25 protein-coding genes and 1 other annotated feature are annotated in these 23,953 nt (G+C 55.3%); of the genes, 16 read left to right on the forward strand and 9 right to left on the reverse strand.

Annotation, left to right across the window (positions count from 1 at the left end; genetic code table 11):
* Positions 1-45: 45 nt before the first annotated feature.
* Positions 46-1,272, forward strand: coding sequence for a DUF3748 domain-containing protein (locus PYR66_00065; protein ID WEF28175.1), 1,227 nt, complete (start codon positions 46-48; stop codon positions 1,270-1,272).
* Position 1,273: 1 nt separating this feature from the next.
* On the opposite strand, the gene PYR66_00070 is transcribed toward PYR66_00065, so the two are convergent.
* The gene (locus PYR66_00070; GenBank protein ID WEF28176.1) at positions 1,274-1,603 is read right to left on the reverse strand and encodes a YceK/YidQ family lipoprotein; all 330 of its coding nucleotides are present in this window, start codon (positions 1,601-1,603) and stop codon (positions 1,274-1,276) included.
* Between the two features lie 233 nt (positions 1,604-1,836).
* Positions 1,837-1,911 (forward strand) — a sequence feature (ROSE (Repression Of Heat Shock gene Expression) occurs in the 5'-region of heat shock genes and acts as an RNA thermometer to modulate expression.).
* Here PYR66_00070 and ibpA point away from each other — a divergent pair.
* The 3 genes from ibpA (at position 1,905) to PYR66_00085 (ending at position 4,647) form a co-directional block, all read left to right on the forward strand.
* A complete protein-coding gene (ibpA, locus tag PYR66_00075; protein WEF28177.1) occupies positions 1,905-2,318 on the forward strand; it encodes a heat shock chaperone IbpA in 414 nt (137 codons plus the stop codon). (Overlaps the previous feature by 7 nt.)
* A gap of 116 nt (positions 2,319-2,434) precedes the next feature.
* Positions 2,435-2,863 carry a heat shock chaperone IbpB gene (ibpB, locus tag PYR66_00080; GenBank protein WEF28178.1) on the forward strand — a complete coding sequence of 143 codons (429 nt, stop codon included), beginning with the start codon at positions 2,435-2,437 and terminating at the stop codon, positions 2,861-2,863.
* Positions 2,864-2,985: 122 nt separating this feature from the next.
* Positions 2,986-4,647, forward strand: coding sequence for a putative transporter (locus PYR66_00085; protein WEF28179.1), 1,662 nt, complete (start codon positions 2,986-2,988; stop codon positions 4,645-4,647).
* On the opposite strand, the gene PYR66_00090 is transcribed toward PYR66_00085, so the two are convergent.
* Complete coding sequence (locus PYR66_00090; protein ID WEF28180.1) at positions 4,615-5,361, reverse strand: GntR family transcriptional regulator; 747 nt, start codon at positions 5,359-5,361, stop codon at positions 4,615-4,617. The two genes, PYR66_00085 and PYR66_00090, sit on opposite strands and share 33 nt — an antisense overlap.
* A 296-nt stretch (positions 5,362-5,657) precedes the next feature.
* Between PYR66_00090 and PYR66_00095 the strand changes: the two genes are divergently transcribed.
* The 5 genes from PYR66_00095 to PYR66_00115 all read left to right on the forward strand — a co-directional run bounded on the left by PYR66_00095 (position 5,658) and on the right by PYR66_00115 (position 9,882).
* Complete coding sequence (locus PYR66_00095) at positions 5,658-7,280, forward strand: alpha-glucoside-specific PTS transporter subunit IIBC (GenBank protein ID WEF28181.1); 1,623 nt, start codon at positions 5,658-5,660, stop codon at positions 7,278-7,280.
* On the forward strand, positions 7,277-8,599 hold the full coding sequence (locus tag PYR66_00100) for a 6-phospho-alpha-glucosidase (GenBank protein WEF28182.1): 1,323 nt from the start codon (positions 7,277-7,279) through the stop codon (positions 8,597-8,599). Before PYR66_00095 ends, PYR66_00100 begins: the two co-directional genes overlap by 4 nt.
* 98 nt (positions 8,600-8,697) lie before the next feature.
* Positions 8,698-9,045: a YidH family protein gene (locus tag PYR66_00105; GenBank protein ID WEF28183.1), complete on the forward strand. Its 348-nt coding sequence runs from the start codon at positions 8,698-8,700 to the stop codon at positions 9,043-9,045.
* A complete protein-coding gene (locus PYR66_00110) occupies positions 9,035-9,397 on the forward strand; it encodes a DUF202 domain-containing protein (protein ID WEF28184.1) in 363 nt (120 codons plus the stop codon). The genes PYR66_00105 and PYR66_00110 overlap by 11 nt, the downstream gene beginning before the upstream one ends.
* A complete protein-coding gene (locus PYR66_00115) occupies positions 9,394-9,882 on the forward strand; it encodes a regulator (protein WEF28185.1) in 489 nt (162 codons plus the stop codon). Before PYR66_00110 ends, PYR66_00115 begins: the two co-directional genes overlap by 4 nt.
* Here PYR66_00115 and dsdA read toward each other — a convergent pair.
* A complete protein-coding gene (gene dsdA, locus PYR66_00120; protein ID WEF28186.1) occupies positions 9,879-11,207 on the reverse strand; it encodes a D-serine ammonia-lyase in 1,329 nt (442 codons plus the stop codon). The two genes, PYR66_00115 and dsdA, sit on opposite strands and share 4 nt — an antisense overlap.
* A gap of 17 nt (positions 11,208-11,224) precedes the next feature.
* The gene (gene dsdX / locus PYR66_00125; protein ID WEF28187.1) at positions 11,225-12,562 is read right to left on the reverse strand and encodes a D-serine transporter DsdX; all 1,338 of its coding nucleotides are present in this window, start codon (positions 12,560-12,562) and stop codon (positions 11,225-11,227) included.
* A 225-nt stretch (positions 12,563-12,787) separates the two neighbouring features.
* Here dsdX and dsdC point away from each other — a divergent pair, with 225 nt between their 5' ends.
* Positions 12,788-13,711 (forward strand): DNA-binding transcriptional regulator DsdC, encoded by a 924-nt coding sequence (gene dsdC, locus PYR66_00130; protein ID WEF28188.1) that lies wholly within the window; start codon positions 12,788-12,790, stop codon positions 13,709-13,711.
* A gap of 115 nt (positions 13,712-13,826) precedes the next feature.
* Here dsdC and emrD read toward each other — a convergent pair whose 3' ends face one another.
* The 4 genes from emrD to tisB form a co-directional block, all read right to left on the reverse strand.
* Positions 13,827-15,011: a multidrug efflux MFS transporter EmrD gene (gene emrD, locus PYR66_00135; protein ID WEF28189.1), complete on the reverse strand. Its 1,185-nt coding sequence runs from the start codon at positions 15,009-15,011 to the stop codon at positions 13,827-13,829.
* Between the two features lie 175 nt (positions 15,012-15,186).
* Positions 15,187-16,020, reverse strand: coding sequence for a DMT family transporter (locus PYR66_00140; GenBank protein ID WEF28190.1), 834 nt, complete (start codon positions 16,018-16,020; stop codon positions 15,187-15,189).
* Between the two features lie 67 nt (positions 16,021-16,087).
* A complete protein-coding gene (locus PYR66_00145; protein ID WEF28191.1) occupies positions 16,088-16,534 on the reverse strand; it encodes a GNAT family N-acetyltransferase in 447 nt (148 codons plus the stop codon).
* Between the two features lie 90 nt (positions 16,535-16,624).
* Complete coding sequence (gene tisB / locus PYR66_00150) at positions 16,625-16,744, reverse strand: type I toxin-antitoxin system toxin TisB (GenBank protein WEF30536.1); 120 nt, start codon at positions 16,742-16,744, stop codon at positions 16,625-16,627.
* Between the two features lie 562 nt (positions 16,745-17,306).
* On the opposite strand from tisB, the gene ivbL reads away from it, so the two are divergent.
* From ivbL to ilvN, 3 genes are all read left to right on the forward strand, one after another.
* Complete coding sequence (gene ivbL, locus PYR66_00155; GenBank protein ID WEF28192.1) at positions 17,307-17,402, forward strand: ilvB operon leader peptide IvbL; 96 nt, start codon at positions 17,307-17,309, stop codon at positions 17,400-17,402.
* 104 nt (positions 17,403-17,506) lie between these two features.
* The gene (gene ilvB / locus PYR66_00160; protein WEF28193.1) at positions 17,507-19,195 is read left to right on the forward strand and encodes an acetolactate synthase large subunit; all 1,689 of its coding nucleotides are present in this window, start codon (positions 17,507-17,509) and stop codon (positions 19,193-19,195) included.
* A 3-nt stretch (positions 19,196-19,198) separates the two neighbouring features.
* Complete coding sequence (gene ilvN / locus PYR66_00165; GenBank protein WEF28194.1) at positions 19,199-19,486, forward strand: acetolactate synthase small subunit; 288 nt, start codon at positions 19,199-19,201, stop codon at positions 19,484-19,486.
* 2 nt (positions 19,487-19,488) lie between these two features.
* Here ilvN and PYR66_00170 read toward each other — a convergent pair whose 3' ends face one another.
* Complete coding sequence (locus tag PYR66_00170) at positions 19,489-20,274, reverse strand: DeoR family transcriptional regulator (GenBank protein ID WEF28195.1); 786 nt, start codon at positions 20,272-20,274, stop codon at positions 19,489-19,491.
* Between the two features lie 327 nt (positions 20,275-20,601).
* On the opposite strand from PYR66_00170, the gene rbsK reads away from it, so the two are divergent.
* From rbsK to PYR66_00185, 3 genes are read left to right on the forward strand one after another with little or no spacing between them, the layout of a single operon-like run.
* Entirely contained in the window at positions 20,602-21,522 is a 921-nt protein-coding gene (gene rbsK, locus PYR66_00175; protein WEF28196.1) for a ribokinase, read from the forward strand.
* A 27-nt stretch (positions 21,523-21,549) separates the two neighbouring features.
* Positions 21,550-22,866, forward strand: a complete 1,317-nt coding sequence (fucP, locus tag PYR66_00180) for an L-fucose:H+ symporter permease (protein WEF28197.1) — start codon at positions 21,550-21,552, stop codon at positions 22,864-22,866.
* 11 nt (positions 22,867-22,877) lie between these two features.
* Positions 22,878-23,891 carry an aldose 1-epimerase family protein gene (locus PYR66_00185; GenBank protein WEF28198.1) on the forward strand — a complete coding sequence of 338 codons (1,014 nt, stop codon included), beginning with the start codon at positions 22,878-22,880 and terminating at the stop codon, positions 23,889-23,891.
* Positions 23,892-23,953 lie beyond the last annotated feature (62 nt).

Here is a 23,953-nt window from a genome sequence, read left to right on the forward strand (position 1 = left end):
GCGATACGATACCCTGATGCGTAAGTCTCGCATCAGGGTATCGCCATGAAACAAGTCACTTTTGCTCCCCGTCATCATCAGCTTACCAATATCAACACCTGGACCCCGGACAGCCAGTGGCTGGTTTTCGATGTGCGTCCGTCGGGCGCCTCTTTCACCGGCGAGACGATTGAACGGGTGAATATCCATAGCGGCGCCGTTGAAACGCTATACAACGCCGCTGACGGCGCTTGTGTTGGCGTGGTCACTGTGCATCCGACGGAGGATAAGTATGTCTTTATCCATGGCCCGGAACACCCGGATGCTGCCTGGCATTACGATTTTCACCATCGTCGCGGCGTGGTGAACGAGAAGGGTGAAACCCGCAATCTCGATGCGATGGATATTACCGCGCCTTATACCCCCGGCGCGCTACGCGGCGGCAGCCACGTCCACGTCTTTAGCCCCAACGGCCAATTCGTCAGCTTCACTTATAACGACCATGTATTGCATGAACGCGATCCGGCGTTGGATCTGCGTAACGTCGGCGTAGCCGCGCCTTATGGCCCGGTTGCGCCACAGGGGCAGCATCCGCGTGAATATGGCGGTAGCCACTGGTGTGTGCTGGTCAGCCGCACGACACCGACTCCGGTGCCGGGTAGCGATGACATTAATCGCGCCTATGAGGAGGGGTGGGTTGGTAACCACGCATTGGCGTTTATCGGCGATACGCTGGCGGAAAACGGCGATAAAGTGCCGGAACTGTTTATGGTCGCATTGCCGCAAAACGAGGCGGATTGGAAGCGGCAGGGGGAGACGCCGTTGGCCGGGACGGCAACGACGATGCCCGTGCCGCCAATGGGCGTCGTTCAGCGCCGTTTGACCTTTACCCAGCATAAACGCTATCCGGGGCTGGTTAATGCGCCGCGCCACTGGGTTAGGGCCAACCCGCAGGCCACGGAGATCGCTTTTCTGATGCGCGACGACGCAGGCGTGGCGCAATTGTGGCTTATCTCGCCGGAAGGCGGCGAGCCGCGCCAGCTGACGCATACTTCATCAGGCATTCAGTCGGCGTTTAACTGGCATCCATCGGGAGCGTGGCTGGGATGTGTGGTAGAAAACAAAATTGCGCTCTGCGATGCTCGCAGCGGCGCAGTGGCTTTTTTGACAACCGATCGCGAAAACTCGCCTTCCGCGGATGCCATTGTATTTTCGCCGAATGGGAAATACCTGGCGTGGATGGAGGACGTCGAAGGTTATCGCCAGTTGTGGATAACCGAAACGCTGCGCTAACTTAGCGTGAAGGCATCGGCGCTGGCGGGATCACTGAGTTGGTCGCCAGCGTTTCCTGCTCGCTTTTTTCAACCCGCGATTTCACCGAGCTGTCGGTGCGGAACATATCCCACGGCAGCAGCAGTGTGTCCATGACCGCCGTGAACGGCATATCGAGGGCGACCAGCGATTTCACGCCCCAGTTGGTTTCGTCATCGCCCAGCGTATGTGCGCTGGAGCGCGTGCCTGGGTAGGTCCCTTCTTTGCCGCCGGTATGCGACATCACGCTGGAGCAACCGCCCAAACTAATCATCCCGCTGAACAGGATCAGCTTTAACAGTCCGCTTTTCATCACTCTTCCGTCATTTTATCGGGCTTACTTCGGTTATAGCGAGCCGTCCCGTGAATGCCTAGCGTTATTGCGCTGCACTGTGGCGAGCATCGCACTTTGCCTTTTGTGCTTTGCCACCAGTCTAAGCATTCGCCAGCAAACTGCAAAAAAAATTGGTCGATATCGGCTTGAAAAGTACGTGCGCACACCCATTTTAGTAGTGTCACCCAATGAGAGTACGCCTGAGGGGTATTCCGGGTCATAACGGCTTGTCCATGATGGAAAGCCACCAAATTCTCGCTGATTTCAGGAGCTATTTACTATGCGTAATTTCGATCTCTCCCCGCTTTATCGTTCTGCTATTGGTTTCGACCGTCTGTTTAACCTGTTAGAAAATAATCAAAGCCAGGGCAACGGTGGCTACCCTCCGTATAACGTTGAATTAGTAGACGAAAATAATTACCGCATTGCGATTGCCGTCGCCGGTTTTGCGGAAAGCGAATTAGAGATAACCGCACAGGACAATCTTCTGGTGGTGAAAGGCGCTCATGCCGCCGAGCAGAAAGAGCGTACTTACCTGTACCAGGGCATCGCGGAGCGCAACTTCGAGCGTAAATTCCAGCTCGCTGACAACATTCACATTCGCGGCGCGAACCTGGTGAACGGCCTGCTGTATATCGATCTGGAACGCGTGATTCCGGAAGCGAACAAACCGCGCCGTATCGAAATTAACTAATTATTTCTGTCAGGCCGCATGGCGGCCTGACGCATCCACTTGCTTGCCGTCAGGAAGCAAATGCGAATTCGCCGAATTCGCAGGGACCAACTCGCTTCTCAGAAGGAGAAAACACAATGCGTAACTACGATTTATCCCCACTGCTGCGTCAATGGATCGGTTTTGACAAACTGGCTAACGCCCTGCAAACCGCCGGTGAAAGCCAAACCTTCCCGCCCTATAACATCGAAAAAAGCGACGATAACCATTATCGTATTACCCTTGCGGTCGCCGGATTCCGTCAGGAAGATTTGGACATTCAATTGGAAGGCACGCGTCTGAGCGTCAAAGGGACGCCGCAGGCTGCTGAAAAAGAGACGAAATGGCTGCACCAGGGGCTGGTGAATCAGGCCTTCAGCCTGAGCTTCACTCTCGCCGATAATATGGAGGTTTCTGGCGCGACCTTTACCAACGGCTTATTGCATATCGACTTAACCCGCCACGAGCCGGATGTTGTTGCCCCGCAGCGTATCGCCATTAGCGAGCGCCCGGCGCTGAACAGCTAAGCGAGCATTCCTCTTTTGAAGCCCCGATAATCGGGGCTTTTTTGTGCGCGAGCCTGCATACAGTCTCCCATCCTTCGGTCATAATCCCTGTTATTCGTAATGTTATTCACAGGGAAAAGACAATGAGTGATATAGCATTGACCGTTAGCGTGCTGGCGCTGGTTGCGGTTGTCGGGTTGTGGATCGGCAATGTCAAAATACGCGGCGTCGGTTTTGGTATCGGCGGGGTCCTTTTTGGCGGCATCATCGTTGGCCATTTTGTGGATCAGGCAGGGATTACGCTGAGCAGCCCGATGCTGCATTTCATCCAGGAATTCGGCCTGATCCTCTTCGTTTATACCATCGGCATTCAGGTTGGACCTGGCTTTTTCGCGTCGCTGCGCGTCTCCGGGTTGAAGCTCAATTTGTTCGCCATTCTTATCGTGGTGCTCGGCGGGCTGGTCACCGCGATCCTACATAAACTGTTTAATATCCCCCTACCGGTGGTGCTCGGCATCTTTTCCGGAGCGGTCACCAATACGCCTGCGCTCGGCGCCGGGCAACAAATCCTACGCGATCTTGGCCTGCCGTTCGACGTCGTCGATCAGATGGGGATGAGCTACGCGATGGCGTACCCGTTTGGTATCTGCGGCATTCTGCTGACTATGTGGCTGGTACGCCTGTTCTTTCGCATCAATGTAGAAAAAGAAGCGCAGCAGTTTGATGAGAGCAGCGGCGCTAGCCATGCCCATCTGCACACCATCAACGTGCGGGTAGAAAACCCGAATCTGAACAATATGGCGATTCAGGACGTGCCGATGCTCAACAGCGACAGAATTATCTGCTCGCGGCTGAAACGCGATGAGCTGCTGATGGTGCCAGCGCCAGGCACGCTTATCCAGAATGGCGACCTGCTGCATCTGGTGGGGAGACCGGAGGATTTACACAACGCGCAGCTGGTGATCGGTAAAGAGGTGGCGACCTCGCTCTCGACGCGCGGCACCGATCTCAAAGTGGAACGCGTAGTGGTGACCAACGAGAAGGTATTAGGCAAGAAAATCCGCGATCTGCACTTTAAACAACGCTATGACGTGGTGATCTCACGGCTTAATCGCGCTGGCGTTGAACTGGTCGCCAGCAGCCATGCCAGCCTGCAGTTTGGCGATATTCTCAACCTTGTCGGGCGGCCGCAGGCCATTGACGCGGTCGCCAATGAGCTTGGCAACGCGCAACAAAAACTGCAGCAGGTGCAGATGCTGCCGGTGTTTATCGGCATTGGCCTCGGGGTACTGCTGGGCTCTATCCCATTGTTTATTCCCGGCTTCCCGGTGGCGTTGAAATTGGGGCTTGCCGGCGGACCGCTGATTATGGCGCTTATCCTCGGGCGTATCGGCAGCATCGGCAAGCTGTACTGGTTTATGCCGCCGAGCGCCAACCTGGCGCTGCGCGAGCTGGGTATTGTGCTGTTTCTGGCGGTGGTGGGGCTGAAATCCGGCGGTGATTTTGTCGATACCCTGACCCACGGCGAGGGGCTAAGCTGGATTGCCTACGGCATTTTCATCACCGCGATCCCGCTGCTGACGGTGGGAATACTGGCGCGGATACTGGCGAAGATGAACTATCTGACGATCTGCGGCATGCTGGCTGGCTCAATGACCGACCCGCCAGCGCTGGCCTTCGCCAACAACCTGCATGCGACCAGCGGCGCGGCGGCGCTGTCCTATGCGACTGTTTATCCGTTGGTGATGTTCTTGCGCATTATTACCCCGCAGCTACTGGCCGTGCTGTTCTGGGGGCTGAGTTAGCGGGCTTTGTGCCTGGACGCGGCGCAGGTGGTAATCCACCTGGTACTCGCTGGCGTTGCGGAACATCACCGAATAGTTAAGAAATTCGCCGCTGTCGCTGTAAGAAAGCGAGGTAATACGCAGCAGCGGCGTCTGTTCCGGTACGTTCATTGAACGCGACAACTGTTTATCCGCCAGCACCGGAGTGAGGGTTTCATAGTTGCCGCTGATAGTGATACCACACTCCTTCTCGATATAGTCAAACTTCGACCCCTCCAGATGGCCCAGCGAGAGATGACGGAACAGTTTGACCGGCATATAGCTGTCTTCCAGCATCAGCGGTTTGCCATCGACATAGCGCACCCGGCGCGAGAAATAGATCCGTTCATCAATTTTAATCCGTAGCTGGCTGGCGATAGCGGGCGGCGCGGGCATCACTTCGAACACCAGCACCTGGCTCACCACTTCTTTGCCCTGTTGGCGCAGAACCTCCGCCAGGCCGGTAAGGTTAGTGGTCTCATGATGCACGTCTTTACGGGCGACATAGGTGCCAGAACCGTGGCGGCGCACCACCAGCCCGCTCTCCACCAGTTGGTCGATAGCTTTGCGAATCGTCATGCGCGCCACGCTGAACTCCTGCGCCAGCTTTTTCTCGCCCGGTAGCGGGCTGCCAATGTTGAAATCGGAAGAATTGAGACGCAGGCGTAGTTTGTCGGCAATAGATTTGTAGATCACCAATAGACCTCTATTCGCCCTCGATGAATCAGCGAGCGTTAGCTAATGAAGATTAAAAATAGAAAAAAAACAAAATAATAAAAACCATTAGTGGCGATGATTCCATCACCTTGATTCATGGTGTCTATGTTTTACGCAAAAAGTAGACAACATTGCCGTAATTAAAACCATGAATGCGATCACGAATCGCAGCGGCGCAGCATGTTGCCAATGAGGCGAATTCCTATGCTCGAAGCAGGCCGGTAAATCACAAAAAAAGGCCACTTACCCTACGAGTTGTTACATGAGGATTTCAAATGCTCAGTCAAATACAACGCTTCGGCGGCGCCATGTTTACTCCGGTTTTGCTGTTTCCCTTTGCCGGGATTGTGGTGGGTATCGCCATTATGCTGCGCAACCCGATGTTTGTTGGCGAAGCGCTCACTGCGCCCGATAGCCTGTTCGCGCAAATTGTTCACATCATTGAGGAGGGCGGTTGGACCGTCTTTCGCAATATGCCGCTGATTTTCGCCGTCGGTCTGCCGATTGGCCTGGCGAAGCAGGCCCAGGGCCGGGCTTGTCTGGCGGTACTGGTGAGTTTTCTCACCTGGAACTACTTCATCAACGCCATGGGGATGACCTGGGGTCATTTCTTCGGCGTCGATTTTTCTGCCGATCCAACGACGGGTAGCGGTCTGACGATGATTGCCGGGATTAAAACCCTCGATACCAGCATTATCGGGGCGATCGTTATCTCCGGTATCGTCACTGCGCTGCACAATCGCTACTTCGACAAACCGCTGCCGGTGTTCCTTGGTATTTTCCAGGGCTCGTCGTTCGTGGTAATTGTCGCCTTCCTCGCGATGATCCCTTGCGCCTGGCTGACGCTGCTCGGCTGGCCGAAGGTACAAATGGGGATTGAGTCGCTACAGGCTTTCCTGCGCTCTGCCGGCGCGCTCGGCGTGTGGGTCTACATCTTCCTTGAACGCATTCTGATCCCGACCGGCCTGCACCACTTTGTCTATGGGCCCTTCATCTTCGGCCCGGCGGTGGTGGAAGGAGGCATTCAGGTCTACTGGGCGCAGCATCTACAAGAGTTCAGTCAGAGCGTCGAGCCGCTGAAAGCGCTGTTCCCTGAAGGGGGGTTTGCACTGCACGGCAACTCGAAAGTCTTCGGTTCGGTAGGCATTGCGCTGGCGCTCTATTTTACCGCCGCGCCGCAAAACCGTGTGAAGGTCGCCGGTTTGCTGATCCCCGCCACTCTGACCGCGATGCTGGTGGGAATTACCGAACCGCTGGAATTCACCTTCCTGTTTATCTCTCCGCTGCTGTTCGCCGTACATGCCGTACTGGCGGCCACCATGGCGACGGTGATGTATGTCTGCGGCGTGGTGGGGAATTTCGGCGGCGGCCTGCTCGATCAGTTCCTTCCGCAAAACTGGATCCCCATGTTCCATAACCACGCGTCGATGATGTTTATCCAGATAGGTATTGGCGTCTGTTTTACCGGCATCTACTTCATCATCTTCCGCGCCTTGATCCTACGTCTGAACCTGAAAACGCCAGGTCGTGAAGACAGCGAAATCAAACTCTACAGCAAAGCGGATTATCAGGCGGCACGCGGCAAAACCAGCGCCGCGGCGGCGACGGAAAACAAGCTGGGCCAGGCTGGCGGCTTCCTGCAAGCGCTGGGCGGGGCCGGAAATATTGAAAGCATCAATAACTGCGCCACCCGGCTGCGCATCGCGCTGGTGGATATGGCGAAAACGCAAAGCGACGAGGTGTTTAAGGCGCTCGGCGCCCACGGCGTGGTCCGCCGCGGCAACGGCATTCAGGTCATTGTTGGCCTGCATGTTCCGCAGGTGCGCGACCAGTTGGAAACCCTAATGAAAGATTCTCTACCGACAGAACCCCCCACCATGACGGAGGCAGTATCATGAAAAAATTCTCAGTTGTTATCGCAGGCGGCGGCAGTACCTTTACCCCTGGAATCGTCTTAATGCTGTTGGCCAATCGCGATCGCTTTCCGCTGCGGGCGCTGAAATTTTACGACAACGATGGCGCGCGTCAGGAGACTATCGCCGAAGCGTGCAAAGTTATCCTTAAAGAACAGGCGCCGGAGATTACGTTCAGCTATACCACCGACCCACAGGCCGCCTTTAGCGATGTCGATTTCGTGATGGCGCATATTCGCGTGGGTAAGTACCCCATGCGCGAACAAGATGAAAAAATTCCTCTGCGCCACGGCGTGTTGGGTCAGGAAACCTGCGGACCGGGCGGCATCGCCTACGGCATGCGCTCTATTGGCGGCGTGTTGGAACTGGTGGACTATATGGAAAAATATTCGCCGAACGCCTGGATGCTCAACTATTCCAACCCGGCGGCGATTGTCGCCGAAGCTACCCGTCGCCTGCGGCCGAATGCTAAAATTCTCAATATCTGCGATATGCCGATCGGTATTGAAGGGCGGATGGCGCAAATCGTCGGTCTTAAAGACCGCAAGCAGATGCGCGTGCGCTACTACGGCCTCAACCACTTCGGCTGGTGGACGTCGATTGAAGATCTCGAAGGTAACGATCTGATGCCGAAATTGCGGGAGTATGTGGCGAAATATGGCTATGTACCGCCATCAAACGACCCTCATACTGAAGCCAGCTGGAACGATACTTTCGCTAAAGCGAAAGATGTGCAGGCGCTGGATCCGCAGACCATGCCGAATACCTATCTGAAATATTACCTGTATCCGGATTACGTTGTCGCGCACTCCAACCCGGAGCGCACCCGAGCTAATGAGGTGATGGATCATCGGGAGAAAAACGTCTTCAGCGCCTGCCGGGCGATCATCGCCGCCGGTAAATCATCCGCCGGGGATCTGGAGATCGACGAGCATGCGTCGTATATCGTCGATTTAGCGACCGCCATCGCTTTTAACACGCAGGAAAGGATGCTGCTGATAGTGCCGAACAATGGCGCTATCCATAACTTTGATGCCGATGCGATGGTGGAGATCCCTTGCCTGGTCGGCCACAACGGACCGGAACCATTGACGGTAGGCGATATTCCACACTTCCAGAAAGGGATGATGAGTCAGCAGGTCGCGGTGGAAAAACTGGTGGTCGATGCCTGGGAACAACGTTCATACCACAAGCTATGGCAGGCGATTACGTTGTCAAAAACCGTGCCGAGCGCCTCGGTGGCGAAAGCCATTCTGGATGACCTGATTGCGGCCAACAAAGCGTACTGGCCGGAGCTGAATTAATCTTCACTTTACCGGCATCCATCGGGTGCCGGTTCTTCTCTCCTGTTCGTGATTTAGGCTATGCTGAAGCCGGTTTGCCTGACGAACAAGGACTCCTGATGAAAATCTCTCGCGTCGGCGAAGCGCCGGATTACCGCTTTTCGCTGGCTAATGAACGCACATTTCTGGCATGGATCCGCACGGCGCTCGGCTTTCTTGCCGCCGGGGTCGGCCTTGATCAGTTAGCGCCGGATTTTGCCACTCCGCTTATTCGCGAAGTGCTGGCGCTGCTGTTGTGCCTGTTTGCCGGCGGGCTGGCGGTGTATGGCTATCTGCGCTGGCTGAGTAACGAAAAGGCGATGCGCCTGAAGCAGGATCTCCCCTATACCCGCACGCTGCTGGTGATTAGCATCCTGTTGCTGGCGGTCGTGGTGGCGGTGATGTTGCTGGTGCTGTATGGCGGATAAACGCCGGGCGCGGCGGGAGAGCGATCCCGGCCTGCAGCCGGAGCGCACGTCGCTGGCCTGGTTTCGCACCCTGCTGGGCTACGGGGCGCTGATGGCGCTGGCGATTAAACATAACTGGCATAGCGCCGGGTTGGCGTTTTGGTTGTCGATTGGCGTGCTGGCGGTCGTGGCGATGATTCTCTGGCGCTATACCCGCAGCCGAAACTTGATGGACGTCGGCGAGAGCGATTTTTTGCAGCCGAAGGCAGTTCGTGACAAATTTTTGATCTCCCTCGCAGTGCTTTCGCTGTCGTTATTGTTTGCTGTAACACACCTACGGCAGATTATTTTATTTATTAAGGATGTGACATGACAGGATGTCGGACAGAATGCCACTCCCTCTCATACCCCGAACCGGCAGTGCTGGAGGTGAAGATTGACCGCCGCTGCTGCCAGCAACCGTTGCAGCTGTATCGTGAACTCCGCGCGCAGGGCGTGCGGGCCGTGCGTTTTATTCCTCAACTCAGGGCGGAAGATGCCGAGCTCTGGGGGGATTTTCTGTGCGCGATATTCCACATTTGGGCACGGGAAGATATTGGTCGGATTGCGATAACGCTGTTTGATGAGACCCTGCGCATCTGGTGCGGCGAACCGCCGCGCGATCGACCGCAGGCGGCGGCCAACAGCGCCTGTTTCGTCTGCGCCTGGCGGCGCTTATGCGCAGGCGATGACGATCCGCTCTGCGAAGGTTATCGCCAGTTCTTTGTTGCCAGCGCACCCTGTATGCGGGTTATGCGCGATCTGCGTAAACAGCAGCGGTCACCGGGCGAGCTGATGCCGCTGCTGCGGGCGATTTAGCGCCCTTTCGCCAGATACTGCGCCATCTCTTCTTCCGGCACCATGCCGCCGCCGGTCGCCCACACCAGATGAGTGGCGTGGCGTAGCTGTTCGTCGCTTAACCTCTGTAGCTGGTGGTACTCCTGGCTGGCGCAGACGCGCTGCGGCCCGGCCATTCCCGCCAGCGCGGAAGGCTCAAGACGAATGTTTTCCGCGCTGGCCAGCCAGCCCAGCATGTCGTACATCGTCTGATCGCTAAGGGTATACAGGCCGTCGAGCAGCCGTTCCATCGCCCGGCCGACGAACCCGGAAGCGCGGCCGACCGCCAGACCATCGGCGGCAGTCAGGTTATCAATCCCTAAATCCTGCACTGCAATCTGATCGTGAAGCCCGGTATAGATGCCGAGCAGCATGCATGGCGAGTGGGTGGGTTCGGCGAACAAGCAGTGAACGTGATCGCCAAAGGCCAGCTTCAAGCCGAATGCCACGCCGCCGGGGCCGCCGCCGACGCCGCACGGCAGGTAGACGAACAGCGGGTGATCGGCATCGACCACGCGTCCTGCTTTGGCGAACTGCGATTTCAGGCGCTCACCGGCCACGGCATAACCAAGGAATAGCGTGCGGGAGTTCTCGTCGTCGATGAAAAAGCAATTCGGGTCGGATTCCGCCGCCTTGCGCCCCTGTTCGACCGCGACGCCGTAATCCTCTTCATACTCAACGACCGTCACGCCGTGGCTGCGTAGTTTCGCTTTTTTCCACGCTCGGGCATCCGCCGACATATGTACCGTGACTTTAAAGCCGATACGTGCGCTCATAATACCGATCGACATACCGAGGTTGCCGGTTGAGCCGACGGCAATGCTGTACTGGCTGAAGAACTGTTTAAACGCTGGCGTCAGCAGCTGGCGATAATCGTCCGCGGTGGTGAGTAGCCCTGCCTCCAGCGCCAGTTTTTCCGCATGGGTCAGGACTTCATAAATTCCGCCGCGCGCTTTGATTGAGCCGGAAATTGGCAGGTGGCTATCTTTTTTCAGCAGCAGATCGCCGACAATCGTCTGGTGGAATTTTTGCTCCAGACAGCGTTTCATGGCGGGAATCGCCACTACTTCTGACTCGATAATCCCACCGCTGGCGGCCGTTTCCGGGAAAGCTTCCGCCAGATACGGCGCGAAGCGCTCAAGACGATCATGGGCGTCTTGCACATCGTCGGCGGTCAGACCGACGTAGGGCAACCCTTGCGCCAGCGTTGTCGTCGCCGGGTTAAACCAGGTGGTTTCTTTCAGGGCGATCAGGTCCTGCACAAGCGGGAAGGTCGCGGTTAAGGTGGTCATGTCAGCGTTTTTCATATCACGTCTCTTTGCGCTCAGATGATGAAAGAAAGCAGGAAGGTGCAGGCTAGTGCAAGTACGGAAGCGATAAATGTCGCCGTTGTATAGTACTTGAACGTTTCGTTGAGGCTTGCGCCGCAGTACTGTTTCACCAGCCAGAACAGGGAATCGGTCACGATCGTGCAGCCAATAGCGCCGGAACCAATGGCGATAGCGATGATCTCCGGGCTTACGCCTGGGTAGAGCGGCAGCATCGGCGCCACAATAGCGGTGGCGCCCATCATGGCCACGGTAGCGGAGCCGACGGCGGCGTGCAGGATCAGCGCCACCAGCCAGGCGAGCAGAATCGGATGCATATGCAGATTCGACAGGATCACCGCCAGGCTATCGGCCAGGCCGCTGGATTTCAGAATAGCGTTGAACGCGCCGCCTGCGCCAATAATCAGCAGGATGTTGGCAATTGAGCCGAAACCGTTTTCAGTATGGGTCAGCAGGGCGCTCATGCCCATTTGTCGACGAATGCCGAGGATGTAATAGGCGACGAAGACAGCGATAAACATGGCGGTGATCGGGTTGCCGATAAACTCGAGCAGCATATACAGCGTGCCGTCTTTGCTCATATTCAGTTCGGCGACGGTTTTCACCAGCATCAACCCAATCGGCAGCAGTACGGTAAATAGCGTGGCGCCGAGCGACGGCAGCGTCGCTTCTTCGCGCACTTCAAGGTTGGAAAATTCGCTGGGTACCGGTTTAAACGGCAGACGGTTGCCCAGCAGCTTCAGGAATAGCGGACCGCCGACCAGCGATGCCATCAGACCAACCAGCAGGCCGTAGACGATAACCGTACCGATATCAGCGCCCAGCTTATTGGCAACGAACAACGCTGCCGGATGCGGCGGTACCACGCAGTGCACCGCCATCAGCGCGGTACACAGCGGAATGGCCAGCTTCAGCAGCGAAGTATGAGTTTTTTTGGCGATCGAAAACGCCAGTGGGATCAGTAGTACCACGCCCACTTCAACAAACAGCGTAATACCGCAGATCAAGCCGACCAGCACCATAATCACGTCCGCCGACAGCCAGCGGCAGCGTTGCAGCGTCAGGCCGATGCGTTCCGCCGCGCCGGAGACCTCCATCATCTTGCCGAGAATGGTGCCAAGACCGATGACCGCCGCGAGGAAGCCAAGCGTGCCGCCAATGCCGTTCTCAATGGCGTTGACCATATCCAGCGGACTCATGCCCATCATCGCGCCGACAAAAAAGCTCGCCAGCAGCAGCGCCAGAAACGGATGAAACTTCAGTTTGACGATCGTTAAGACGATTAACACGATGCTGATAAGCAGCGTGCTCACAACCCAGATTTGAGATTCCATACCCCACCTCGCCATGAATAACGTGGGGTTATTGAACAGAAAATCGGCATGGGCTGACAAACGATATAAATGGCCTTTCAGGTGATCCAGATTGAATCAAAAGCGTGATTTGGTTCGTAAATAGACCATGTAATGTGTCTTGGGTCACTTATATTCATCTTTTAGGCGCATCCGGGTGGCGATTTTTTTACACTTGGCGGAAATAAAAATGCGAGAGGAGCCATCATGGAAGCGTTGAAAGTGGTGGGAAATCGGCTGCTAAACGGCTGGCAGCTATCTAAGCTGTATACTTTTGAGGTAGCGGCCCGTCATGAGTCGTTTGCCCTGGCGGCGGAAGAGTTGTCGTTGACGCCGAGCGCGGTGAGCCACCGTATCAATCAACTGGAGGAAGAGTTGGGGATTCAGCTGTTTATGCGCTCGCACCGCAAGGTGGAACTGACCCACGAGGGGCGGCGGGTGTTCTGGGCGCTGAAATCCTCGCTGGATAGCCTCAACCAGGAGATTCTGGATATTAAAAACCAGGAGCTCTCCGGTACTCTGACGGTCTATTCGCGCCCGTCGATAGCGCAGTGCTGGCTGGTACCGGCGCTAGGTGATTTTACCCGCCGTTACCCGGCGATCTCGCTCACCGTGCTGACTGGCAACGATAACGTCAACCTGCAGCGCGCGGGTATCGATCTGGCTATCTATTTTGATGATGCGCCGTCGTCGCAGCTCAGCCACCATTTTCTGATGGATGAGGCGATTGTGCCGGTATGTACGTCGGATTACGCACGTCGTCATCAGCTTACGCAGAATCCTGGCAATCTGCGCCACTGTACGCTGTTGCACGATCGCCAGGCATGGAGCAACGATTCCGGCACCGATGAGTGGTTCAGTTGGGCGCAGCAGTTCGCGATTGAGTTGCCGCAATCGTCGGGTATCGGCTTCGATCGTTCCGATTTAGCGGTGATTGCGGCGATGAACCACGTCGGGGTGGCGATGGGACGTAAACGGCTGGTGCAGAAGCGACTGGAGAGCGGCGAACTGATCGCCCCGTTTGGCGACATGACGCTGAAGTGTCACCAGCATTACTATGTGACGACCCTGGCGGGCCGTCAGTGGCCGAAGATTGACGCCTTTCTCGAATGGCTACGCAGCCTGACATAAAAGGCGTGATACCTGGAGATATTCCCTGCTGGCGCTACCCTTAGCAGGGCTACGGTTGTGCCGTCCGGTAGCCCGGATAAGGCGTAAGCCGCAATCCGGGGAGCGACAGCAGCGCTTATACCGGCTGCTGGCGACTGCTAAAGCGCGAGGCTAGTGGTAGCCAGCACAGCACAATCAACAGGCCCATCAGCATCATCAGCAGGCCGAGGCTGCTCTGGCCGGTTTGCGGCATCATCGCCGACAGCCAGGCCAGTACGCCGGAACCGATATTCTGTAATCCGCCCACCAGCGCCCCTGCGGTACCCGCAAGGAACGGGAACGGCTCCATTGCACCGCTGGTGGCCAGCGGGAACAGCATACCGGCGCCGAAGAAGAACAGTGCCGCGGGCACCAGTAGCGTCCAGACGGTCATCACGCCAAACAGCCCCGGCACCCACATCATAATCCCCGCCAGCAGGCAGCAGATGACCGATTGCCACATCAGCGTCGAGAAACGTTTATTGGGTCGACCAGCAAACCACGCGCCGAAGAACGCCGCCGGGATCGGCAGAATAAACAGAATGCTCACCGCCATACTACTCAGCCCCAGCACCGCGCCCATCAACACGCCGGAACAGGCTTCGAATACCGCAATCCCGGCCAATCCGCCGACCAGCATCAGCAGATAACAGTTAAACGCGCCGGTACCGAACAGCGTTTTGTAGCTGGTCAGTAATTTGGTGCGCGGCGCGCCTTGCGGGCGGGTTTCCGGCATCCATTTCGCCATGCTAAAAGTGACGCCTGCGCACAGTACCAGCAGGAAGGCGTAGCAGGCACGCCAGTTCCACAGAGTATCGAGGATACCGCCGAGCAGCGGCGCAATCAGCGGACTGACCAGTATTCCCATATTTAACAGGCTGTTAGCGTGACGTAACTGCGCGCCTTCATACAGATCGCGTGGCAGCGTTCGTGCCATCACGCCACCGACCCCGGTCCCCATGCCCTGCATCGCGCTGGCGAAGATCAGCACCGGCAGGCTATGGGTGGTGATGGCAACCAGTGTCGCCAGCATAAAAATAGACATCCCTACGAGGATCACCGGACGGCGACCCACGCGATCGGAGAGCGGGCCATAAAACAGCTGTGAAACGCCGTAAGTCAGGAGGTAAGCCGCCATCACGCTTTGTACCGCGCCTTCACGGACGTTCAGCGATACCGCCATATCGGCGATGGCCGGGATGTATATGGTCTGCGCCATCTGGCCAACGGCCACCAGCAGTACCAGCATCAACAACAAATTGAAGTTCTTATGCCGTTTCATGTCGATGAATACTTTGTGAGCAATGAGAAATGAAGAATATGTGACTGGCACACCCCCTAAACGCTGGAGGAATCTACCACATAAAAATGACAGAACAACCACATAACACGGATTGCTGGAGAAATTTCAGGCAGGTTTTATAAACAGGAATGGCAACTAATGTTGCCATTTTAATCTACGACAGCCGCAACAGGATCGCCCCAGCGGCAATACCGCAGGCGGCGACGATGCGTAGCGCCGCCACTTGCTCTTTCAGGACGATAAAAGCAATCAGCGCGCCAAACAAAATCGAGGTCTCACGCAGCGCGGCGACCACCGCCAGCGGCGCTTGAGTCATCGCCCACAGCGCCAGGCCGTAGGAGCCCATGGTGCCGATACCGCCGAAGATGCCTTTCTTCCAGTGCTGGCGTAAATAGCGGCTGGCTTCCCGGCGCCGCGCCGCCATCGCCCAGCACAGCAGGCAGAAACCGTTCATAAAAAAGGTCCACAGCGTGTAGCCTGGCACCGATTCGGCCAGCCGTACGCCGGTGCCGTCCACCAGCGTATAGCCGGCGATAAAACAGGCGTTGATCAGCGCCAGCACGATGCCTGTGCGGGAACTGACACGGCCATTAAACGCCATCGCCAGAATCGCCAGGCAGATGACACCAATACCCAGCCAGGCCAGCGGCGATAAGCGATCGCCGAGAAATATCACGCTGATTGCCGCTACCAATAGCGGCGCGGCGCCGCGCATCAGCGGATAGGTTTGGCTCATATCCGACACTTGATAGGTCTTCGCCACCAGCACGGTGTACACCACCTGTAAAGCGCAGGATGCCACCAGATATGGCGCGCTGGCCAGCGTCGGCTGCGGCACGAAAGGTAGCATTATCAGGGCGATCAACGAGGCCGAACCGCTGACGCTTATCGCCGCATACATTTTGTCGCCGCTGGCTTTAACGATCGCGTTCCAGCTAGCGTGCAGCAGCGCGGCGAACAGCAAAATGCAAAATACGGTGATAGTCATTGCTGGCGGATTCTGGGGTTAAGGTCATCGGACTGTAACATGCGCCCGTGCGGCCAGCCAGCGGTGGCTAAAGCGAGCAGAACAAACGATGTGTCACCCGCGGTTCATCGTATACCGGGCGGAAACCAAGCCGTTCATAAAAGGGCCAGGCCTGCGCCGGAGCGTGGGTGTTGAGAAAATCGAACCAGGCGCCGGAATGAGTGATAACCGAAACCAGCAACTGCTGGCCGATCCCCATGCGGCGGTGGCTATCGCTAATATAGAGATGACGAATGCGCCCGGCCCGCGGCTGCTGACTGAAGGGATCGATATTCAGTCCGCAGACCCCAACCAACTGGCCGTTGACGAACGCGCCCAGCAACTTTTCACCCGGCGCGTTAAAGCGGTTTTTGCCGCTCTGCCAGTTTTCCGCCAGGCGGCGCAGCATGTTGAAGTGCTGCTCAAGACTTTCGGTGCGCAGAGCGACGAATCCCGGGTCATCCGGCGTCGTTGCGGCAATTAACAGCGGTGGCATGGTTTCCTCCATCAAGTCATCCCAGAACGCCCGGCGGGCGCCTGTAGAGGGGCGGTTTCCCGCCCCTCTCAGGTGCGACTTGAACCTGAATCAGCGGAACTGTTTCAGGACTGCATCAAGTAGTTGCAACACAGCAACCATGAGTTTCAGGATTAAAATAATAATATCCATTCCGCCCATACGCGCGTCTCCTGTGGTTAAGGAGCACAATAAGCTGACGTACCTATCCGCTGCCTGTTGCCAGCTTATCCCCGTTATCACAGGGGTTACGCAGCGATAGCCAGCGCGTTGCCGCGCAGGCTGTAAACTGCGTATTGTTGACGTAACACAGTGTGCTCTCTCGGGGTTAAGGCGCTGACGGCACCACCCGTTTCAGCCAGGACTTCGTTGCGCCGGTCAAGCATGCGGCCCCCGAATGGCACAGAGTGAACACACTCAGTATAGATAGATACTGTATAAATGAACAGTATTTTATGGACAAATTCATTCTACCGTTCCATACTCTATTTCAGAGAAAAAACGGCCTTAAATTGCGCGTTCTGCTGCGATCGCGTATACTTTTGTCGTTGACGTAATACAGTGTGCTTGCGGTTACCACCCGTGAAAATGCTGTTCAAAACCTCGCTACGGCGGGGTTTTTTGTTTTCTGCCGCCCGTGCTGCGAATTGTGATCTTGAGCGCAATTTTCGCTGGTTGAAAATAATTCCATTGTGTAATGCGAAAACCTGTGTTTGTATAAATTCAGTTAATTTTTCGACACAACAGGTCCCTAATGAACGCTGCCATGATGACTTCGACCCTACTAAAAACCGCGCCTGCCGCGGTGGTCGTCGTGTCTGTGGTGGTCGTCGTCGGCAATGCGCCGTAGGGTCCGGAACAACACGAATTCCAAACCCCGCCGGCGCAAACCGAGCGGGGTTTTTTGTTGTAGAGCCCCCCGGTAAAGTCGGCCCAGAATAAAAGGACTGGAGCATGGCAAGTTCGGGCACAACATCAAACACAATGCGCTTCACCGGCGCGCAGCTGGTTGTTCATTTACTGGAACGCCAGGGTATTACTACGGTCAGCGGCATTCCGGGCGGCTCCATCCTGCCTATCTACGATGCCTTAAGCCAAAGCACGCAGATCCGCCATATCCTGGCGCGTCACGAGCAGGGAGCAGGATTTATCGCTCAGGGTATGGCGCGTACTGAAGGCAAACCTGCGGTCTGTATGGCCTGTAGCGGCCCGGGCGCCACCAACCTGATTACCGCCATCGCCGATGCGCGCCTCGACTCCATTCCGCTGGTCTGCATCACCGGGCAGGTTCCGGCATCAATGATCGGCACCGACGCCTTCCAGGAAGTCGACACCTACGGTATCTCTATCCCCATCACCAAGCATAACTACCTGGTTCGCGATATCGCCGAGCTGCCGCAGGTGATTAGCGACGCTTTCCGTATCGCCCAGTCCGGACGTCCGGGGCCGGTGTGGATAGATATTCCTAAGGATGTGCAGTCGGCGACCATTGAACTGGAAACCCTGCCGGAGCCCGGCGAGCGCGCTGCGGCGCCGGAATTTTCCTCTGAACGCGTCCGCGAAGCGGCGGCGATGATCAACGCCGCGCAGCGTCCGGTGTTGTATCTGGGCGGCGGGGTGATTAATGCTCCGCAGGAGATTCGCGCTCTGACGGAAAAAGCCAACCTGCCGACCACCATGACCTTAATGGCGCTGGGTATGCTGCCGAAGGCGCACCCGTTGTCGCTGGGCATGCTGGGGATGCACGGCGCGCGCAGCACCAACTTTATTCTGCAAGAAGCGGATTTATTGATTGTTTTAGGCGCGCGTTTTGATGACCGGGCGATTGGCAAAACCGAGCAGTTCTGCCCGAACGCGAAGATTATCCACGTCGATATCGACCGTTCCGAACTGGGCAAAATCAAGCAACCGCACGTGGCGATTCAGGGCGATGTGGCGGAAGTCTTAGCCCAGCTGATTCCGCAGATTGAGGCACAGCCGCGCGACGCGTGGCGCCAGTTGGTGGCCGATTTACAGCGCGAATTCCCGTGTGCCATCCCGCAGGAAAGCGATCCGCTCTCCCACTATGGCCTGATTAACGCCGTTGCCGCCTGTGTTGACGATGAAGCGATTATCACCACCGACGTCGGCCAGCATCAGATGTGGACGGCGCAGGCTTATCCGCTCAACCGCCCGCGCCAGTGGCTGACTTCCGGCGGCCTCGGCACCATGGGTTTCGGCCTGCCAGCGGCGATCGGCGCGGCGTTGGCTAACCCGCAGCGCAAGGTCATCTGCTTCTCCGGCGACGGCAGTCTGATGATGAATATCCAGGAAATGGCCACTGCCGCTGAAAATCAGCTGGATGTGAAAATCATCCTGATGAATAACGAAGCGCTGGGATTGGTGCATCAGCAGCAAAGCCTGTTCTATCAGCAGGGCGTCTTTGCCGCGACTTACCCGGGGATGATTAACTTTATGCAAATTGCCGCCGGTTTCGGCCTGCAAACCTGTGATTTAAATCACGAAGCCGATCCGCAGGCGGCGCTTCAGGCGATCATCGACCGTCCGGGGCCGGCGCTGATCCACGTGCGCATCGATGCGCAGCAGAAAGTGTATCCGATGGTACCGCCGGGTGCGGCCAATACTGAGATGGTGGGGGAATAAGCCATGCAAAAACAATGTGATAACGTCATTCTGGAACTCACCGTCCGCAACCACCCTGGCGTCATGACCCACGTCTGCGGGCTATTTGCCCGCCGCGCCTTCAACGTGGAGGGCATTCTCTGTCTGCCGATTCAGGGCAGCGAACACAGCCGTATCTGGCTGCTGGTGAATGACGATCAGCGCCTTGGGCAGATGATTAGCCAGATTGAAAAGCTGGAAGACGTCACCAACGTGGCGCGTAACCAGTCCGATCCGACCATGTTTAACAAGATTGCCGTTTTCTTCGAGTAACGTTAATCGCCATCTGAATCTGGGGTGATCACTTTGACGGAACCGTTCCGGCAGTGGGTAGCATAATCTGCCGGTAACGGGCGATCGCTTATCAGTACATCAAAAGTTGAGAGTGGACCAATGCTGGCGGGAGCGACCTCATCAAACAGGGCGTGACGTGCCAGCAAAATTTTCCGAAGACCGCGCTCCATCGCTTTACGTTTGGTGGCGAGGTCATCTGGGTTAAACCAGCTGACACCGAAGTGTTCATGTACTCCGCTGGCGGAGATAAAGACTTTCCGTGGGTTAAGCGAATCCAGTGCCGAAGGGTTGCTGGTATCGTAAAAGGCATCGCTCTTGGCCCGATAGGTTCCACCGCACAGGATTGCCGTGGCGTTGGGTTTTTCATTGAGCGCCATAAACACGCGATGTGAGTAGCAGATGCCGGTAAACGTAATATCATCCGGGATCATGCTGATAACCAAAGGCATTTCCGGGCCATTATCAAAAAAGACCAGATCGTTTTCACTCACCAGTCCGGCGGCCAGGATGGCGACAGGTAAATCGTCTCGATGATACTGTTTTTGCGCGGGGAGCGGCGCGTTAACGGTGGCGGCGGGCTTGTTCACCATCACAATGTAACCACCGAGCAACGTCAGCGGTAGCGGCTCATCATCCAGGCTGAGATCCCTACGGATGGTCATCACGGAAACCTCCAGCATCCGCGCCGCATCTTTCAGATGGATTCGATCCGTTTTCTTTAACAACTCCATCAGACGTCGAATACGTTCTTTTTGCTTGGTTTCCATGCATTTCTCTCCGCGAATCATCGTGTGTATGTTCTTTCAGTAACATTTATGTGTCTCTGAGAACATCACATTGCTGCATTACTATACTTCTGGCCACCGGGAAATAAAAGTGCGTTTTTTCACGTTTTATTGATTATAAACAGTTCAATTTCAGTGAATTGTAACGAAGAAAATGATTTGAATCGTGATAAGACTGCAACAATACGTACAATAAACAAACAAAAAAATGATCTTCCAATCGCGATCAGAGTCACAAATGGTACGAAAGTAACATGATAATGTTATTTTAATATCATTGTTGTGTGATTGTTTCTGAGAGGTAGTAAAATGGATATCGCGGTTATCGGCTCCAACATGGTGGATCTCATCACTTACACCAACCAGATGCCTAAAGAAGGGGAAACGCTGGAAGCGCCAGCATTCAAAATTGGCTGTGGCGGTAAAGGGGCAAACCAGGCCGTCGCGGCGGCCAAGCTCAATTCTAAGGTGTTGATGCTGACGAAGGTCGGTGACGATATCTTTGCAGATAACACCATTCGCAACCTCGAATCCTGGGGCATTAACACCACTTATGTGGAAAAAGTTCCCTGCACCAGCAGCGGCGTCGCGCCAATTTTCGTCAATGCCAACTCCAGTAACAGTATTCTGATTATTAAAGGCGCAAACAAGTTTCTCTCTCCGGAAGATATCGATCGCGCTGCGGAAGACCTGAAAAAATGTCAGTTAATCGTGCTGCAACTGGAAGTTCAACTGGAGACGGTATATCACGCAATTGAATTCGGTAAAAAGCATGGCATTGAAGTGTTATTAAATCCGGCTCCGGCATTACGGGAGTTAGATATGTCATATGCCTGTAAATGTGATTTCTTTGTGCCGAATGAAACCGAACTGGAGATATTAACCGGTATGCCGGTTGATACTTACGATCGTATTTGCGCTGCGGCACGTTCTCTGGTTGATAAAGGACTGAATAATATTATCGTCACTATGGGTGAAAAAGGCGCACTGTGGATGACGCGTGACCAGGAAGTCCATGTTCCGGCGTTTAAAGTGAATGCTGTCGACACTAGTGGCGCAGGCGACGCTTTTATCGGTTGTTTTGCCCACTATTACGTTCAAAGCGGTGACGTGGAAGCCGCTATGAAAAAAGCCGTTCTCTTCGCTGCTTTTAGCGTCACAGGGAAAGGCACCCAATCCTCTTATCCGAGTATCGAACAATTTAATGAGTTTCTTACCTTAAACGAATAACACTCCTGCACTGTAAAAGGTAGCACTATGAACGATAAAAACATCATTCAGATGCCCGATGGTTATCTGAATAAGACCCCTCTGTTCCAGTTTATTTTGTTATCCTGTTTATTCCCGCTTTGGGGATGCGCAGCCGCATTAAATGATATTCTGATTACGCAATTTAAAAGCGTATTTTCACTCAGCAACTTTGCTTCGGCATTAGTGCAGAGTGCCTTTTATGGCGGCTATTTTTTAATTGCGATTCCAGCATCTTTGGTGATTAAAAAGACCAGCTATAAAATCGCCATCTTAATGGGACTGACGCTTTATATCGTCGGCTGTACGCTCTTTTTCCCGGCATCGCACATGGCAACCTACACCATGTTCCTTGCGGCGATTTTTGCGATAGCAATTGGCCTGAGCTTTCTGGAAACTGCAGCGAACACCTACAGTTCGATGATTGGTCCAAAAGCTTACGCCACGCTACGTCTGAACATTAGCCAGACCTTTTATCCGATCGGCGCAGCCTCCGGTATTCTGCTGGGCAAATATCTGGTCTTTTCCGAAGGCGAGAGTCTGCAAAAGCAGATGGCCGGGATGAATGCTGAGCAGATCCATAACTTTAAACTGCTGATGCTGGAAAATACGCTGGAACCGTATAAGTACATGATTATGGTTCTGGTGGTGGTGATGGTCCTGTTCCTGCTGACTCGCTTCCCGACCTGTAAAGTGGCGCAAACCGCAAACCATAAACGCCCGTCAGCCATGGATACGCTGCGCTATCTGGCCAGCAACGCGCGTTTTCGTCGTGGGATTGTGGCGCAGTTTCTGTATGTTGGGATGCAGGTGGCGGTGTGGTCATTCACCATTCGTCTGGCGCTGGAGTTGGGGGATATCAACGAACGCGATGCCTCCAACTTTATGGTCTATAGCTTTGCCTGCTTCTTTATCGGCAAGTTTATCGCCAATATTCTGATGACCCGTTTTAACCCGGAAAAAGTACTCATTCTCTACTCGATCATCGGGGCGCTGTTTCTTGCCTATGTCTCGCTGGTGCCGAGTTTTAGCGCGGTATATGTCGCGGTGCTGGTGAGTGTCCTGTTCGGCCCCTGCTGGGCGACAATCTATGCCGGTACGCTGGATACGGTGGATAACGAACATACCGAGATGGCAGGAGCGGTTATTGTGATGGCGATTGTCGGCGCGGCGGTGGTTCCGGCGATTCAGGGTTATGTGGCGGATATGTTCCACTCGCTGCAACTGTCGTTCCTGGTCTCTATGCTGTGCTTCGTTTACGTCGGTATCTACTTCTGGCGCGAAAGCAAAGTACGTAGCAACCTGGCAGAAGCGACCGCTTCCTGAGGAGCACGATTATGACAACACGTATAACGTTGTGGCGGGAACTGTTTACTGAACATCCGCGAGTTCTACTGAAGAATAGTGATTTCACGGTCACCGCGTTTCTCTATGCCAGCGGTGTGGAAGGGCTGAAGCTAGAAAACAGCCGTGGACATTTGGTTATTCTGCCCTGGATGGGGCAGATGATCTGGGATGCGCAGTTTGACGGCCACGATCTGACCATGCGCAACATGTTCAGCCAACCCAAACCAGCAACCGAAGTGGTGGCGACGTACGGCTGTTTTGCCTTTCACTCTGGGCTACTGGCCAATGGCTGCCCGTCGCCGAAGGATTCTCATCCGTTGCACGGCGAAATGGCCTGTGCCGCGATGGATGAAGCCTGGCTGGAGCTGGATGGGGATAGCCTGCGGGTGAGCGGGCGCTATGAATATGTGATGGGGTTCGGTCATCATTATCAGGCACAACCTGCGGTGGTGATGCATAAGGCGAGCGCGCTGTTTGATATTCAAATGTCGGTCACTAACCTCGCCAGCGTAGCGATGCCGTTACAGTACATGTGTCATATGAACTATGCGTATGTACCGGAAGCGACCTTTAGCCAGAATATCCCCGATGAGGCGCTGAAGTTGCGTGAATCCGTTCCGGCGCATGTCAAACCGACAGAACAATGGCTGGCGTTCAATCAACGACTATTACAGGGAGAAGCCTCGCTGGCGGCGCTCAATGAGCCGGGCTTTTACGATCCGGAAATTGTCTTCTTTGCTGACCAACTGGACAGGTACACGGAAAAGCCGGAATTTAGCATGATCGCCCCGGATGGCACCACGTTCGTTACCCGTTTCGCCAGTTCGGAGCTGAATTATGTGACCCGTTGGATCCTCTATAACGGCGATCAGCAGGTGGCAGCCTTCGCCCTCCCCGCGACGTGTCGCCCAGAAGGTTTCCTGGCGGCAGAGCGAAACGGCACGTTGATTCAGGTAGAACCGCAGCAAACCCGGACATTTACCGTCACGACAGGCATCGTCTGACCGCTCAAGGCTTGAACAGCAACGCGCTTATCGTTAAGGTAGGCGCGTTTTTTATACCCTCC

The organism is Klebsiella aerogenes, assembly GCA_029027985.1.
Lineage (GTDB): Bacteria > Pseudomonadota > Gammaproteobacteria > Enterobacterales > Enterobacteriaceae > Klebsiella > Klebsiella aerogenes_A.

Coding starts and splice junctions, on each gene's coding strand:
- ilvN (WEF28194.1), top strand. CDS start 19,199: ATGCAAAAACAATGTGATAACGTCATTCTGGAACTCACCGTCCGCAAC.
- PYR66_00100 (WEF28182.1), top strand. CDS start 7,277: ATGAAAAAATTCTCAGTTGTTATCGCAGGCGGCGGCAGTACCTTTACC.
- PYR66_00170 (WEF28195.1), bottom strand. CDS start 20,274: ATGGAAACCAAGCAAAAAGAACGTATTCGACGTCTGATGGAGTTGTTA.
- PYR66_00185 (WEF28198.1), top strand. CDS start 22,878: ATGACAACACGTATAACGTTGTGGCGGGAACTGTTTACTGAACATCCG.
- ivbL (WEF28192.1), top strand. CDS start 17,307: ATGAACGCTGCCATGATGACTTCGACCCTACTAAAAACCGCGCCTGCC.
- PYR66_00145 (WEF28191.1), bottom strand. CDS start 16,534: ATGCCACCGCTGTTAATTGCCGCAACGACGCCGGATGACCCGGGATTC.
- ibpB (WEF28178.1), top strand. CDS start 2,435: ATGCGTAACTACGATTTATCCCCACTGCTGCGTCAATGGATCGGTTTT.
- ibpA (WEF28177.1), top strand. CDS start 1,905: ATGCGTAATTTCGATCTCTCCCCGCTTTATCGTTCTGCTATTGGTTTC.
- ilvB (WEF28193.1), top strand. CDS start 17,507: ATGGCAAGTTCGGGCACAACATCAAACACAATGCGCTTCACCGGCGCG.
- dsdA (WEF28186.1), bottom strand. CDS start 11,207: ATGAAAAACGCTGACATGACCACCTTAACCGCGACCTTCCCGCTTGTG.
- PYR66_00140 (WEF28190.1), bottom strand. CDS start 16,020: ATGACTATCACCGTATTTTGCATTTTGCTGTTCGCCGCGCTGCTGCAC.
- PYR66_00105 (WEF28183.1), top strand. CDS start 8,698: ATGAAAATCTCTCGCGTCGGCGAAGCGCCGGATTACCGCTTTTCGCTG.
- PYR66_00085 (WEF28179.1), top strand. CDS start 2,986: ATGAGTGATATAGCATTGACCGTTAGCGTGCTGGCGCTGGTTGCGGTT.
- PYR66_00070 (WEF28176.1), bottom strand. CDS start 1,603: ATGAAAAGCGGACTGTTAAAGCTGATCCTGTTCAGCGGGATGATTAGT.
- dsdC (WEF28188.1), top strand. CDS start 12,788: ATGGAAGCGTTGAAAGTGGTGGGAAATCGGCTGCTAAACGGCTGGCAG.
- PYR66_00095 (WEF28181.1), top strand. CDS start 5,658: ATGCTCAGTCAAATACAACGCTTCGGCGGCGCCATGTTTACTCCGGTT.
- fucP (WEF28197.1), top strand. CDS start 21,550: ATGAACGATAAAAACATCATTCAGATGCCCGATGGTTATCTGAATAAG.
- PYR66_00110 (WEF28184.1), top strand. CDS start 9,035: ATGGCGGATAAACGCCGGGCGCGGCGGGAGAGCGATCCCGGCCTGCAG.
- rbsK (WEF28196.1), top strand. CDS start 20,602: ATGGATATCGCGGTTATCGGCTCCAACATGGTGGATCTCATCACTTAC.
- PYR66_00065 (WEF28175.1), top strand. CDS start 46: ATGAAACAAGTCACTTTTGCTCCCCGTCATCATCAGCTTACCAATATC.
- dsdX (WEF28187.1), bottom strand. CDS start 12,562: ATGGAATCTCAAATCTGGGTTGTGAGCACGCTGCTTATCAGCATCGTG.
- PYR66_00115 (WEF28185.1), top strand. CDS start 9,394: ATGACAGGATGTCGGACAGAATGCCACTCCCTCTCATACCCCGAACCG.
- emrD (WEF28189.1), bottom strand. CDS start 15,011: ATGAAACGGCATAAGAACTTCAATTTGTTGTTGATGCTGGTACTGCTG.